Genomic DNA, 11,989 nt, shown 5'->3' with positions numbered 1-11,989 from the left:
TGTTCTTTCTTTTATGCTGATTTGTAGTTGGTTGCGGAGGCCGGATTTGAACCGACGACCTTCGGGTTATGAGCCCGACGAGCTACCAGGCTGCTCCACCCCGCGTCCGTCACTACAATGTACTGCTTTTTTACTACCCATCCATACTGCAATTGGTTGCGGAGGCCGGATTTGAACCGACGACCTTCGGGTTATGAGCCCGACGAGCTACCAGGCTGCTCCACCCCGCGTCCGTCATTGCTGTACTGCTTCATCGGTAAGTCTTTCATTCCACTTAAGCTTTTACTTCAGCATTAAGTTGGTTGCGGAGGCCGGATTTGAACCGACGACCTTCGGGTTATGAGCCCGACGAGCTACCAGGCTGCTCCACCCCGCGTCCGATGAGGGCGAACTATACGCTGCATGAGATTTCGTGCAACCCTTTTTTCCAAATTAATGTGATAAACCGCCTGTTTAACTGCTTTTTATACACTCTGCTGCGTTTTTAAACAGCTTGACCGAATTCATTTTTTTCGAAGGTGACAATTCCTTTCTGATAGGGCGTTTGTTATCGTTTTGCCGGTGGTTTCCCCCCTGAAAGCAAGAGAGCGCGGCAATAATGAAAGGACGTTGGAGTAAATATCTGCTGAGTGGTCTGGTCATCGCGATATTGGCGGGCTGTTCATCCAGACCGACCGATCGCGGGCAGCAGTATAAAGATGGTCGACTGGAGAATGCGCTCGAGTATGTGAATGAGCCGAACGCCACGGGCAAACCGGTAAATGCCAAAGATTACGCCAATCAGGTGATGGAAGTGCAATATGCCTCTTCCGCGCTTTATGGCAGAAATAACACGACATTCCAAGCCGTGGAGCAGTGGCTCCGCGCCGGTGCCGATACCCGTACCCTCAGCCAGTACGGCATCAGCGCCTATCAGATGGAGGGCGCTGATAACTTCGGTAATGTGCAGCTGACCGGCTACTACACGCCGGTGCTTCAGGCGCGCTACACCCGTCAGGGCGAGTTCCAATATCCTTTATATCGCATGCCGCCAAAACGCGGCCGCCTGCCGGATCGCGCTTCAATTTACTCCGGCGCGCTGAGCGATAACTACGTCATTGCCTACACCAACTCGCTGATGGACAACTTCATGATGGAAGTTCAGGGCAGTGGTTATGTGGATTATGGCGATGGCCGCCCATTAACCTTCTTTGGCTATGCGGGCAAAAACGGCCACGCATACCGCAGTATCGGCAAAGTGCTGATTGACCGGGGCGAAGTGGCGCGTGAAAACATGTCGATGCAGGCGATTCGCCAGTGGGCTGATACTCACAGCGAAGCACAAGTGCGTGAGCTGCTTGAGCAGAACCCGTCTTTCGTGTTCTTCAAGCCAGAACCTTTCACTCCGGTGCGCGGTGCGAGCGGTATCCCGTTGATTGCTAAAGCTTCTGTGGCTTCTGACCGTTCGCTTATTCCGGCCGGTTCTACCTTGTTGGCGGAAGTGCCTGAGTTAGACAATAAGGGTAAATTCACCGGCAAATATCACATGCGCCTGATGGTAGCGCTGGATGTCGGCGGGGCAATCAAAGGCCAGCATTTCGATATGTATCAAGGGATTGGCTCTGATGCAGGCCACTCGGCGGGCTTCTATAATCACTATGGTCGCGTCTGGGTGCTGAAATCAGCACAGAGCGGACAGCCGCTGTTTACTGCTTATAACGCGGCTGGCGGGTCATCTGGCCCAACCACCACGTTAGCTCCGGCGGCGAGCAGCAACGGCGGTTCCTTCCTGCTGAAGTAGCATTATTTCGGCTTCGCGCCTAATTGAGTTAAAATAGTCCATCAAAAGCAGCCTCCGGGCTGCTTTGTTTTTCCAATCTAGAAGCTATTCCCTTGAATTTTAAAGCAAGTACAGAGGTTAATCCGTCATGACAGCAGCTTACTCCGATGCCTATTTACAGCGTTTTGGCGGCACCGCGCGCCTTTACGGCCAGCAGGCATTGACGCTGTTCTCACAGGCTCACGTCTGCGTTATCGGTATTGGCGGGGTGGGTTCATGGGCCGCCGAAGCATTGGCGCGTACCGGTATCGGCGCTATCACCTTGATTGATATGGACGATGTCTGCGTGACCAACACCAACCGCCAAATTCACGCGCTGCGTGAGAATGTCGGGCAGGCGAAAACCGAAGTCATGGCCGAGCGCATTTTGGCGATTAACCCTGAGTGCAAAGTCACCTGCATTGATGATTTCATTACGCCAGAAAACGTGGCGGAAATGCTGAACCGCGATTACAGCTATGTCATTGATGCCATTGACAGTGTGCGCCCCAAAGCCGCGCTTTTGGCTTACTGCCGCCGCTACAAAATCCCGGTTGTCACCACCGGCGGGGCAGGCGGTCAAATCGACCCAACCCAAATCGCGGTCGTCGATCTGGCGAAAACCATTCAAGACCCGCTGGCGGCAAAACTGCGCGAGCGCCTGAAGAACGATTTTGGCGTGGTGAAAAACAGTAAAGGTAAGCTGGGAATTGACTGCGTGTTCTCGAGTGAGCCGCTGATGTACCCGCAGGCCGACGGAAGCGTCTGTGCGTCACGGGCCACGGCAGAAGGGCCGAAGCGGATGGACTGTGCGTCCGGATTTGGCGCAGCCACCATGGTGACCGCCACCTTCGGCTTTGTTGCCGTGTCGCACGTGTTGAAGAAGATGATGGCTAAGGCGCAGCGCCAGCAGGCCGCCGCGTAAGTCTGTTTTATGGCGTAAAGCCAGTCAGTCAGGCGTATTGGCGAGCGAGAGCCAAGACGCCAGCGGCGAGGGCGGAAAGGCCACTGGCCCGGCTGGTGCTCAGTTGCTCGCGCAGCCCTAAGGTGTCGAACAGCGCCAGAGGGTCAGTCTGCAAGATCTCCTTTGGCGTCTTGCCTTCCACCGTGGTCAGTATCACCGCCAGCAGGCCCTTGACGATGCGGCCTTCGCTGTCGCCGTAGAAGTGCATTCCACCGTTTTCCTCCAGCTCGCCCCCAAGCCATACCCGATTTTCACAACCCGAAAGCTCGATGTCGGCAGTTTTCAGCTGGGGATCTAAGGCCGGAACCTTCTTCGCCAATAGGATCAACTGGCGATAACGGTCTTCCCACTGGCGCAGGCCGGAAAAGGTCTCAGACAGCGACTGGGAAGTTATCTCATGTCCAAAAGGGTGGGGCGCTAACATGTTAATTCTCTTTATTCAGCTTAATATCAACGGGTTAATCGGCGAGAAGCTCAAGGGCGTATTTCACCGCAGCAATCAGGCGCTCCACATCATTTTGCGTATTATAAGGCGCAAATGAGACGCGTAATGTGCCACTGACCCCCATGGCATCCATCAACGGCTGTGCGCAGTGCTGCCCGGCGCGCAGCGCGATACCCTGCTCGGCCAGCAGTGCGACCAAGTCGCTGTGGTGTACGTCGGCAATATCAAAAGCCAATATAGAGGCGTTTTGGCAGCGGAAACTGCGAAAGCCCGGCAGCTGCGCCAGTTGCTGTTCCGCCAGCGTAGCCAAGTGCTGTGCGTACTTTTCGCCGCCAGCCGTATCAATAGTTTCTAGCCATTCAAGCGCGGCGTCAAAGCCGATAACGCCCGCAATATTCGGCGTGCCAGCTTCGAAACGCTGGGGAACCTTCTGCGGCGTAAAGCCCTGCATCGAGGCTTGAGTCAGCATCTTCCCGCCGCCGTGCCAAGGCTGCATCGCCTCAAGCAGCTCGGTTTTGCCATACAGCACGCCAATGCCGGTCGGGCCATAAAGCTTGTGGGCGGAGAAAGCATAGAAGTCGATGTCCAGCGCCTGCACGTCTGCCGGGCTGTGAACCACGCCCTGCGCGCCATCTACCACCACCAGAGCGCCACTGGCATGGGCCAAACTGATAATGCGCTCGAGCTGGGGCATGCCTCCGGTAACGTTGGACATCTGCCCAATCGCCACCAAACGCGTTTTGCTGTTGAGCAGCGCCGGCAGAGCTTCGGCATCAGGCATGAATTGTGCATCAAGGGGGAGAGTCACCACTTTGGCTTGGTAGCGCTCGGCCAGCATCAGCCATGGGATCAGGTTGGCGTGATGCTCAGCCTGACTGACAATAATCTCATCGCCCGGCTGTAAGCGCGGGGCAAAATAGCTCTGCGCCAGCAGATTAATCGACTCGGTGGTGCCACGGGTCCAGACGATATTTTCTGCTGTTGGCGCATTGATCAGCCGTGCGACGCGCGACCGCGCCTGCTCATATTTTTCGGTTAAAGATTGCGCAGCGCGGTGCTGACTGCGATGAACCGTCGCACCTTCTTGAGAATAAAATTCTAAAGTTGCATTAATTACAGTTTGCGGCTTCAGCGCGGTTGCGGCGCTATCGAGATAGCACTGGTCGTTGGTAAGTGACGGAAAATTCTCACGAAAAGCGGCAAAGTCGAAATCGGTCATAGTGAAGTAAATCTCTTGGATCGGCTGACAAACATGAAAATTCTCCCCGCTGGTACTCCGCATTTATTCATTTTAGGAATGGTTACCGTGGAAATATACCAGAAGCTTGTTATGCTGAATTACGAAGGCTAGAAGAATTAGTCAGATGACTTATCTGGCAACTAAAGCATTTTAATCTATCCCCTTCGTACTTGGCACTGTAACGTGACTTTCAGCAGTGCCAAAACTTTGGGTATAACAAGGAGTCTATGATGAAAAAGATCGCCGCCGTTGTTTCAGCTGTACTGCTGACTTGTACTCTTGCTGCGTGTTCAAGCAACTATGTTATGCACACCAATGATGGTCGTACAATTGTTGCAGAAGGGAAGCCAAGTACCGATGACGATACCGGTATGATCAGCTATACCGATGCTTATGGCAACAAACAGCAGATCAATAAAGCTGAAGTGAAAGAGATGGCTAAAGGTAACTAATCCTTAGTCGAGTCTTTCCACTGCGGGAAGCGCTCTTACTGAATGTGGCATGAGAATGCCCATCGACAGAACCGGCCATCTTCGGATGTTGCCGGTTTTGTTCTTTTATAGGCTAGGTAAAGCCTGAGCGTTCTGTAAAGGTTGTGGGTTCACGCAGAATGCTATCGACAGGCAAAAAAAAGCACCGCAAAATGCGGTGCTAAAAAATCACTTTGGACAGACAGGGTAATGTACAGGAAGTGAAAATTTGTAGCATTCAAGCTACGCGTCTGGATTGCCAGACAATTGCAAACACAACATCACAACCACAAGCCAAAAGTATTTCAGCATCCTCATACCAATCTACTTTTCGTTCCGGCCTAGGAAGTGGCGCCACTATAGGTTTTTGCCTGTACATCCTCAACGGACAATTTATAATGTCTCGGATTAAAAAAACTAATAGTAAAATCCACGGTGAAGCGCTTTGCTGACCGGCGAATAATAAGTATCCACTCAATGTCAAAACGTTTACCACCTCTCAACTCTCTGCGCGTTTTTGACGCAGCGGCACGCCACCTTAGTTTTACTAAAGCGGCGGAAGAGCTATTCGTGACGCAAGCGGCAGTAAGCCACCAGATCAAGTCACTTGAGGACTTTTTAGGCTTAAAACTGTTTCGTCGCCGCAACCGCTCACTGCTCTTGACCGAGGAAGGGCAGAGTTATTATCTGGATATCAAAGAGATATTCTCTGCTCTCAATGAGGCAACGCGTAAGCTTCAGGCACGAAGTGCTAAAGGCGCGTTGACCGTCAGTTTGCCGCCAAGTTTTGCTATTCAGTGGCTGGTTCCGCGTTTGTCTGGCTTTAACTCAGCTTATCCGGGAATTGACGTTCGTATTCAAGCCGTTGACCGAGAAGAGGATAAACTGGCCGACGACGTGGATGTGGCGATTTTCCACGGTCGCGGAAACTGGCCGGGGCTGCGCGCCGAGCGTTTATATGCTGAATATCTGCTGCCGGTCTGTGCGCCTTCGCTGCTGCTCGGCGATAAGCCGCTGAAGCTGCCGGAAGATTTGGCTCATCACACGCTGTTGCATGATGCTTCGCGCCGCGACTGGCTGGCTTACACCAAACAGCTCGGCTTGCAGCATATTAATGTGCAGCAAGGGCCGATTTTCAGCCATAGCGCCATGGTGGTTCAGGCCGCGGTTCACGGGCAGGGCATCGCTCTGGCCAACAACGTGATGGCGCAAACCGAGATTGAAGCAGGGCGTCTGGTTTGCCCCTTCAACGAGGTGTTAATCAGTAAAAATGCTTTTTATCTGGTTTGTCATGACAGTCAGGCAGAACTGGGTAAAATAGCCGCCTTTCGTCAGTGGATACTGGCGCGGGCGGCCAGTGAACAAGAAAAACTACGCTTTCGATACGATCAGGCTTGAACGTGAATCACCCACTAACAACGAGAACAGGTAACGTCCCATGACCAGTCGTTCAATGTTGATTTTTGCCGCCATCAGCGGCTTTGTCTATGTTGCCTTTGGTGCGTTCGGCGCACACATATTGAGTAAATCTTTGGGGCCAGCCGAAATGGCTTGGATCCAAACCGGTTTGACCTACCAGAGTGTCCACACTCTGGCGGTGTTAGTGCTTGGCGTCGCGATGCAGCGCCAGCGCAACCTGTGGTTCTACTGGAGCAGCGCCTGTCTGGCGCTGGGTACGGTGCTGTTTAGTGGCAGCCTCTACTGTCTGGCACTCTCCCACTTAAGATTATTTGTATTTGTCACTCCGATCGGCGGGACCTTCTTCCTGATCGGCTGGATACTGATGTTGATCGGCGCTTTGCGTCTGAATAATAAGGCAAAACGCCATGAATAAAGTTGCTCTCTACTGCCGCTCTGGGTTCGAAAAAGAGTGCGCAGCCGAAATTACCGCCAAAGCCGCCCAGATGGAAATCTTCGGCTTTGCCCGCGTGAAAGAAGACAGTGGTTATGTGCTGTTTGAATGCTATCAGCCGGAAGACGCCGACCGTCTGGCACGCGACTTGCCGTTCCGCGAGCTGATTTTTGCTCGCCAGCTGATTGTGGTAGGTGAGCTGCTGAAAGACTTGCCGCCGGAAGATCGCGTTTCGCCAATCGTCGGCATGCTGCACGGGGTTATCACTAACGGCGGTGAGCTGCGCGTCGAAGTGCCTGACACCAATGAAAGCAAAGAGCTGACCAAGTTCTGCCGTAAGCTCACCGTGCCGCTGCGCTCTGCCATGCGCGAACAGCGCATCTTGGGCAAGAAAGAGAACCCTCTGCGCCCGGTGGTCCACGTCTTCTTTATTGCATCGGGCTGCTGCTATGTCGGCTACTCCTACAGCAACAACAACTCGCCGTTCTACATGGGTATTCCGCGTTTGAAATTCCCATCCGAAGCGCCAAGCCGTTCAACCCTCAAGCTGGAAGAGGCGTTTCACGTCTTTATTCCTGCCGACGAGTGGGATGAGCGTCTCGCCAGCGGCATGTACGCGGTAGACCTCGGGGCCTGCCCCGGCGGTTGGACTTACCAGCTCGTGCAGCGCAGCATGATGGTGACGGCGATTGATAACGGCCCGATGGCGCCAAGCCTGATGGAAACCGGGCAGGTTATTCATTTGCGTGAAGACGGCTTCCGCTACAAATCGACCAGTACCAAAAACTACTGGCTGGTGTGTGACATGGTTGAGAAGCCAGCGAAAGTGGCTTCTTTAATGGGTGACTGGCTGATTAACGGCTGGTGCCGCGAAACCATTTTCAACCTGAAGCTGCCGATGAAAAAGCGTTATGAGGAAGTGTCGAACATTCTCGAACGCATGAAAGAGCGTCTGCAAGAAAACGGCATTAACGCCGAGATCTTCGCCAAGCAGCTCTACCACGACCGCGAAGAAGTCACGGTACACGTGCGCCGTTTCTGGGCTGCCGTGGGTGGGCGTCGCGACGAGCGCGACCATTGATGAGTGCTCCGGCCTAAGTCTGGTTTAGGGCCATAATGATAAAAACGCCGGTGTTGACGCAGCCCGGCGTTTTTTATGGGCGCGACATCAGCCAGGCAAACGCAGCTGTTGCAGGTTGCCGCTGAGGGCTAAATCGGTTTGCAGCGTGGAAACGCGCTTGCAGGCGTAAGCCAAATCGCGATGCTCGAGCAGCTTGGCTCGCCACTTCTCTGGTACAGCCTCGAGGTTGTCATACAGCGCGTCCAGACTGCCAGCTTGGGAGAGCAGGGTGACTGCCGCCTTGGGGCCGATGCCGGGAATGCCGGGGATCTTACTGCTGCTGATGCCCGCCAGCCCCCAATAGTCGGTCAGCTGCTGCGGCAATACGCCAAACGTCTCTTGCACGAAAGGCATATCAAGCCAGCGCTTTTGGAAGTAATCGCGGATTTGCACATTAGGTGCCAGCAGCTGGCAGTAGCCTTTGTCGGTCGACACGATGGTCACCTGATGCCCACTGCCCGCCACTTTTGCGGTGAGTGTGGCGGCCAAATCATCGGCTTCATTGCCCGCCGAGTGCCAGCAGGCCACGCCGCGCGCGACAAAGCCCTCTTTCAGGCTCGGCATCTCGGCAAACAGGTTATCCGGCATGGGCGAGCGCCCGGCCTTATAGTCAGGAAGACACTGGTGACGCCAGCTGTCGTTGCGATCGTCTTCATCAAACACGGCTACGGCATGGGTTGGCTGCACGTGTTGAATCAGCTGGCCCACGGCGTTTTGGCAGGTCAGTAAGCAGGGGGAGCCTTGAACTGCATGGATGCGGCGAATGAGATTCAGCGCGTCAATAATTAGCAGATGTATAGCCATAGTCAGATTGATTCCATCAATAAATAGGGCGACTCGCGCCGCCCTACGTTTCCCTTAAATCTGAGCCTCACTTGGCGTCAGGCGCAGATTTCATAGCAAGGAATATAGGCGCTGCCCGGCAGTTTCATACGGTGCTGGGCGACGAAACCTTGCAGCAGGCTGTCCATTTTCTTCATTAATGCCGGGTCGCCGTGCAGCTTGAAGCGACCATGTTTCTCGATTTCGCGGATGCCGAACTCTTTCACGTTACCCGCAACAATCCCCGAGAAGGCACGGCGCAGCGCGGCTGCTAGCTCTTCTGGCGGCTGATCCGGGTAGAGATTCAGCGCGGCCATATTTTCATGGTTTGGCTCAAACGGCATTTGCAGGTCTGGCGCGATACGAATCGACCAGTTGAAGCTGTAAGCATCACCACTGTTGCGACGGTTTTCTTTCACCAAAGGCATCGCGCGTTTCATTTGGCGAGCCACTTCCACCGGATCGTCAATGATGATGGTGTAGTGCTTGCGGGCTTCTTCACCCAGCGTGTCTTTAATGAAGGCGTCGAGCACGGTGAAGTAGTCGGCGCTCTCTTTCGGCCCGGTCAGGATCAGTGGCAGCACTTGGTCGCTGTTTTCCGGATTCATCAAAATACCTAGCAAATACAGCAGCTCTTCGGCCGTGCCGACGCCGCCAGGGAAGATGATGATGCCATGCGCGATACGAACAAAAGCCTCAAGGCGTTTTTCGATATCTGGCATGATGATCAATTCATTGACCAGTGGGTTAGGTGGCTCTGCCGCGATGATGGAAGGCTCGGTCATGCCGATAAAGCGGCCAAGTTTATAGCGCTGCTGCGCGTGGCCAACGGCCGCGCCTTTCATCGGTGCTTCCATCGCGCCCGGACCACAGCCGGTGCAGATGTTCAGTTCGCGCAGCCCTAATTGGCTGCCGACGTTGCGCGCATACTGGTATTCCACTTCATTAATAGAGTGGCCGCCCCAGCAAACCACCATGTTTGGGTCTTCATCCAGATGCAGCGCGCGGGCGTTGCGCAGGATGGAAAACACCATGTTGGTCAGGTGAACGGAGTTCTCTTTGTCGAAGTTTTCGAAGCGATTATTGTTGGCGATCTGCGCGTTTACAAACAGGATATCGCGCAGCACGGCGAACAGGTTGGCTTGCAGGGAGCGAATGATCCGGCCATCGACAAAGGCATCTTCCGGTGGGTTCACTAACTCCAGTTTCACGCCGCGCTCGCGGCGTAACACATTGATATCGAAGCTTTCGTAGCGATCGAGCAGCTCTTTACTGCTATCAGTCTGGCTGCCGCTGTTAAGCACGGCGAGTGAGCAATTACGGAACAGGCGGTACAGGTCGCTGCTCGCAGTGCGCTTGAGCATGTCGACTTCCAACTGCGACAACAAATCCATTGAGCCTAATGGGCTGATATGTGTGATCAAAGTTGCTCCTTTACGCCCGATGGGCGGTATTCACTTCTGCCGGCAGAAAGGCTGCACATGATTTTTGGGATCTCGCTTTTTGCGGCGTGCCGGATCCTGATGGCAGGAATATTTAGCTGATTCTGAAAGCGCCGCGACGATGAGATACGCCGCGTAACGCCTTCAGAATTAACAGTAACCTCGTCCTCCGGCTTTTACCAACTCAAGCTGACTGTTAGCTCAGTTCTTGAGCGGCATCTCGCATTATTGTCTGACAAGGCGAGCAGTTGCAGGCGTGAACGGGAAGTTAGATCGCCACGGGTTAATGTCTAAACCGCCGCGACGGGTGTAACGAGCATAAACCGCTAATGTTTCAGGCGCGCAGAAATGCATGATGTCGTTGAAGATACGTTCAACACACTGCTCGTGAAATTCATTGTGATTGCGGAAGGAAACCAGATAGCGCAGCAAGGCTTCACGGTTGATCTTCGGCCCACGGTATTGGATTTGCACCGAACCCCAGTCGGGCTGATGGGTGATCAGGCAGTTGGATTTCAGCAAGTGGCTGACCAGCGACTCTTCAACAATTTCATCACCAGCGGCATTTGCCAGATAGTCGGTGCTGAATTCGTAGTTGTCGATGGTGATGTCTTGGTTGTCGATGCACTCGCCGGTAAAGCGGCCAACCGGACTGCCTTCCACTTCTTCAAGGCGAGTAAGGGTGACGCTGACATCTCCTTCGGCGCAGGCGCTGAGGTCATGCGTTAGTGTCTCTAAAACCTTATCCCAGCTAGCGAATTTGGTCTGGTTGAAGCTGTTCAGATAGAGCTTGAAGCTTTTGGATTCGATCAGATTAATGCTATTGGCATTCAGACTGATTTCGCCCACCGCCACCTGTGGCAGGCCTTTATCGTTGAGCCAGGACAATTCGTAGAGTGTCCAGATATCCGCGCCGTGAAATGGCAGAGTGTCGGGGAACAGCCCCAATGGCTCACGGTTCATGCTGCGCGGAACGGCTTGCAGCAGCGACGCGTCATACTGGTCGCGATAAGGCGTCGATTTGCCCAATGTAAGCTGCGAGAGGGCGGGGTTATCCTGATATAAGGACATGCTGTCACCTTAGTCTAAGTTCTGGGTACAATAGAATTTGAGAAAACCTTTCACGCTAGTTTAACTTAGCCCGGTATGAAGATGAGAGAATTTATGGCTTCAGATGTTTCTGTAGCATTACGAGAGTTTACCCAGCGTTATGTGGATTTTTGGCAACAAGAGACGGGTTTCCCGCCGTCGAGCGAGGATTTGCTGGGCGTTGACTCCCCGTGCGTTGTGAAAAGCAGCGACACTGCCGTCTACTGGCTGACGCAGGTTTTCAGCCCTGAGGAGACCTTAGCTAACGTCGAGCGTGCGCTGGAGTTGCAGCTGCGCCCCGAGGCTCACGCGTTTTACACCACGCAGTTTGCTGGAGATATGTCGGCAAAGTGGCAGGATCAGCGCCTGACTCTGCTTCAAGTTTGGAGCCCGGAAGACTTCACTCGTCTGCAAGAAAACCTGATTGGCCATCTGGTGACCCAGAAGCGTCTTAAGCTTACGCCGACCATTTTCCTTGCGACCACTGACTCCGAAATGAGCATGGTTTCGCTGTGCAATGTCAGTGGTGAAGTGGTGCTGGAACAGTTCGGCAGTAAGAAGCGAACTCTACTGGCGCCTACGCTGTCTGAGTTTTTAGCAGGGCTTTCTCCTGCTTTTCCGGATTAAGTCAGCGAGTTGATTCAAGCAAATTGGCTCACACGCGTGTGAGAGATCTCTCACACGGCCTGTAAGATATGTCGTTTAATCGTTCGCGCTATTTCTTCAGCCCATTATCACAATCTTTAA

At 53.7% G+C, this 11,989-nt stretch carries 12 protein-coding genes and 3 tRNA genes; 7 read left to right on the top strand and 8 right to left on the bottom strand.

The window, feature by feature from the left end:
- Positions 1–28: 28 nt before the first annotated feature.
- The 3 genes from GEAM_RS14685 to GEAM_RS14675 all read right to left on the bottom strand — a co-directional run bounded on the left by GEAM_RS14685 (position 29) and on the right by GEAM_RS14675 (position 376).
- A tRNA-Met gene (locus tag GEAM_RS14685) sits at positions 29–105 on the bottom strand.
- Positions 106–153: 48 nt separating this feature from the next.
- Positions 154–230, bottom strand: a tRNA-Met gene (locus GEAM_RS14680).
- A gap of 69 nt (positions 231–299) precedes the next feature.
- Positions 300–376: transfer RNA gene (locus GEAM_RS14675), tRNA-Met, on the bottom strand.
- Positions 377–598: 222 nt separating this feature from the next.
- On the opposite strand from GEAM_RS14675, the gene mltA reads away from it, so the two are divergent.
- Positions 599–1,780: a murein transglycosylase A gene (mltA, locus tag GEAM_RS14670; RefSeq protein WP_034792842.1), complete on the top strand. Its 1,182-nt coding sequence runs from the start codon at positions 599–601 to the stop codon at positions 1,778–1,780.
- A 127-nt stretch (positions 1,781–1,907) separates the two neighbouring features.
- A complete protein-coding gene (gene tcdA / locus GEAM_RS14665) occupies positions 1,908–2,723 on the top strand; it encodes a tRNA cyclic N6-threonylcarbamoyladenosine(37) synthase TcdA (RefSeq protein WP_034792840.1) in 816 nt (271 codons plus the stop codon).
- 28 nt (positions 2,724–2,751) lie between these two features.
- Here the strand turns inward: tcdA and csdE are convergent, their stop codons facing one another.
- Both csdE and csdA read right to left on the bottom strand, forming a co-directional pair.
- The gene (gene csdE / locus GEAM_RS14660; protein WP_034792838.1) at positions 2,752–3,186 is read right to left on the bottom strand and encodes a cysteine desulfurase sulfur acceptor subunit CsdE; all 435 of its coding nucleotides are present in this window, start codon (positions 3,184–3,186) and stop codon (positions 2,752–2,754) included.
- Between the two features lie 34 nt (positions 3,187–3,220).
- Positions 3,221–4,426, bottom strand: a complete 1,206-nt coding sequence (csdA, locus tag GEAM_RS14655; RefSeq protein ID WP_034792836.1) for a cysteine desulfurase CsdA — start codon at positions 4,424–4,426, stop codon at positions 3,221–3,223.
- Positions 4,427–4,677: 251 nt separating this feature from the next.
- Between csdA and GEAM_RS14650 the strand changes: the two genes are divergently transcribed.
- The 4 genes from GEAM_RS14650 to rlmM all read left to right on the top strand — a co-directional run bounded on the left by GEAM_RS14650 (position 4,678) and on the right by rlmM (position 7,850).
- Entirely contained in the window at positions 4,678–4,899 is a 222-nt protein-coding gene (locus GEAM_RS14650; protein WP_034792834.1) for a YgdI/YgdR family lipoprotein, read from the top strand.
- A 495-nt stretch (positions 4,900–5,394) separates the two neighbouring features.
- Positions 5,395–6,315 (top strand): transcriptional regulator GcvA, encoded by a 921-nt coding sequence (locus GEAM_RS14645; RefSeq protein ID WP_034792832.1) that lies wholly within the window; start codon positions 5,395–5,397, stop codon positions 6,313–6,315.
- Between the two features lie 40 nt (positions 6,316–6,355).
- Complete coding sequence (locus GEAM_RS14640) at positions 6,356–6,751, top strand: DUF423 domain-containing protein (protein ID WP_034792830.1); 396 nt, start codon at positions 6,356–6,358, stop codon at positions 6,749–6,751.
- A complete protein-coding gene (gene rlmM / locus GEAM_RS14635; protein WP_034792828.1) occupies positions 6,744–7,850 on the top strand; it encodes a 23S rRNA (cytidine(2498)-2'-O)-methyltransferase RlmM in 1,107 nt (368 codons plus the stop codon). The genes GEAM_RS14640 and rlmM overlap by 8 nt, the downstream gene beginning before the upstream one ends.
- 87 nt (positions 7,851–7,937) lie before the next feature.
- Here rlmM and xni read toward each other — a convergent pair whose 3' ends face one another.
- From xni to queF, 3 genes are all read right to left on the bottom strand, one after another.
- Positions 7,938–8,693: a flap endonuclease Xni gene (xni, locus tag GEAM_RS14630; protein ID WP_034792826.1), complete on the bottom strand. Its 756-nt coding sequence runs from the start codon at positions 8,691–8,693 to the stop codon at positions 7,938–7,940.
- Positions 8,694–8,770: 77 nt separating this feature from the next.
- Positions 8,771–10,135: a nucleotide 5'-monophosphate nucleosidase PpnN gene (gene ppnN / locus GEAM_RS14625; RefSeq protein ID WP_034792824.1), complete on the bottom strand. Its 1,365-nt coding sequence runs from the start codon at positions 10,133–10,135 to the stop codon at positions 8,771–8,773.
- A gap of 243 nt (positions 10,136–10,378) precedes the next feature.
- Positions 10,379–11,224 carry an NADPH-dependent 7-cyano-7-deazaguanine reductase QueF gene (queF, locus tag GEAM_RS14620; RefSeq protein WP_034792822.1) on the bottom strand — a complete coding sequence of 282 codons (846 nt, stop codon included), beginning with the start codon at positions 11,222–11,224 and terminating at the stop codon, positions 10,379–10,381.
- Positions 11,225–11,317: 93 nt separating this feature from the next.
- Between queF and syd the strand changes: the two genes are divergently transcribed.
- Entirely contained in the window at positions 11,318–11,869 is a 552-nt protein-coding gene (syd, locus tag GEAM_RS14615) for a SecY-interacting protein (RefSeq protein ID WP_034792819.1), read from the top strand.
- The last annotated feature ends 120 nt before the right edge of the window (positions 11,870–11,989 follow it).

The organism is Ewingella americana ATCC 33852 (assembly GCF_000735345.1).
Taxonomy (GTDB): Bacteria; Pseudomonadota; Gammaproteobacteria; order Enterobacterales; family Enterobacteriaceae; genus Ewingella; species Ewingella americana.
Note: the sequence above shows the minus strand (reverse complement) of the source record. Positions and strands in the feature narration are given on the sequence as shown.

What these genes read in the sequence shown, in the direction of transcription:
- csdA (WP_034792836.1), bottom strand. Translation starts at nt 4,426, where the DNA reads ATGACCGATTTCGACTTTGCCGCTTTTCGTGAGAATTTTCCGTCACTT.
- tcdA (WP_034792840.1), top strand. Translation starts at nt 1,908, where the DNA reads ATGACAGCAGCTTACTCCGATGCCTATTTACAGCGTTTTGGCGGCACC.
- queF (WP_034792822.1), bottom strand. Translation starts at nt 11,224, where the DNA reads ATGTCCTTATATCAGGATAACCCCGCCCTCTCGCAGCTTACATTGGGC.
- xni (WP_034792826.1), bottom strand. Translation starts at nt 8,693, where the DNA reads ATGGCTATACATCTGCTAATTATTGACGCGCTGAATCTCATTCGCCGC.
- GEAM_RS14650 (WP_034792834.1), top strand. Translation starts at nt 4,678, where the DNA reads ATGAAAAAGATCGCCGCCGTTGTTTCAGCTGTACTGCTGACTTGTACT.
- GEAM_RS14645 (WP_034792832.1), top strand. Translation starts at nt 5,395, where the DNA reads ATGTCAAAACGTTTACCACCTCTCAACTCTCTGCGCGTTTTTGACGCA.
- GEAM_RS14640 (WP_034792830.1), top strand. Translation starts at nt 6,356, where the DNA reads ATGACCAGTCGTTCAATGTTGATTTTTGCCGCCATCAGCGGCTTTGTC.
- rlmM (WP_034792828.1), top strand. Translation starts at nt 6,744, where the DNA reads ATGAATAAAGTTGCTCTCTACTGCCGCTCTGGGTTCGAAAAAGAGTGC.
- syd (WP_034792819.1), top strand. Translation starts at nt 11,318, where the DNA reads ATGGCTTCAGATGTTTCTGTAGCATTACGAGAGTTTACCCAGCGTTAT.
- mltA (WP_034792842.1), top strand. Translation starts at nt 599, where the DNA reads ATGAAAGGACGTTGGAGTAAATATCTGCTGAGTGGTCTGGTCATCGCG.
- csdE (WP_034792838.1), bottom strand. Translation starts at nt 3,186, where the DNA reads ATGTTAGCGCCCCACCCTTTTGGACATGAGATAACTTCCCAGTCGCTG.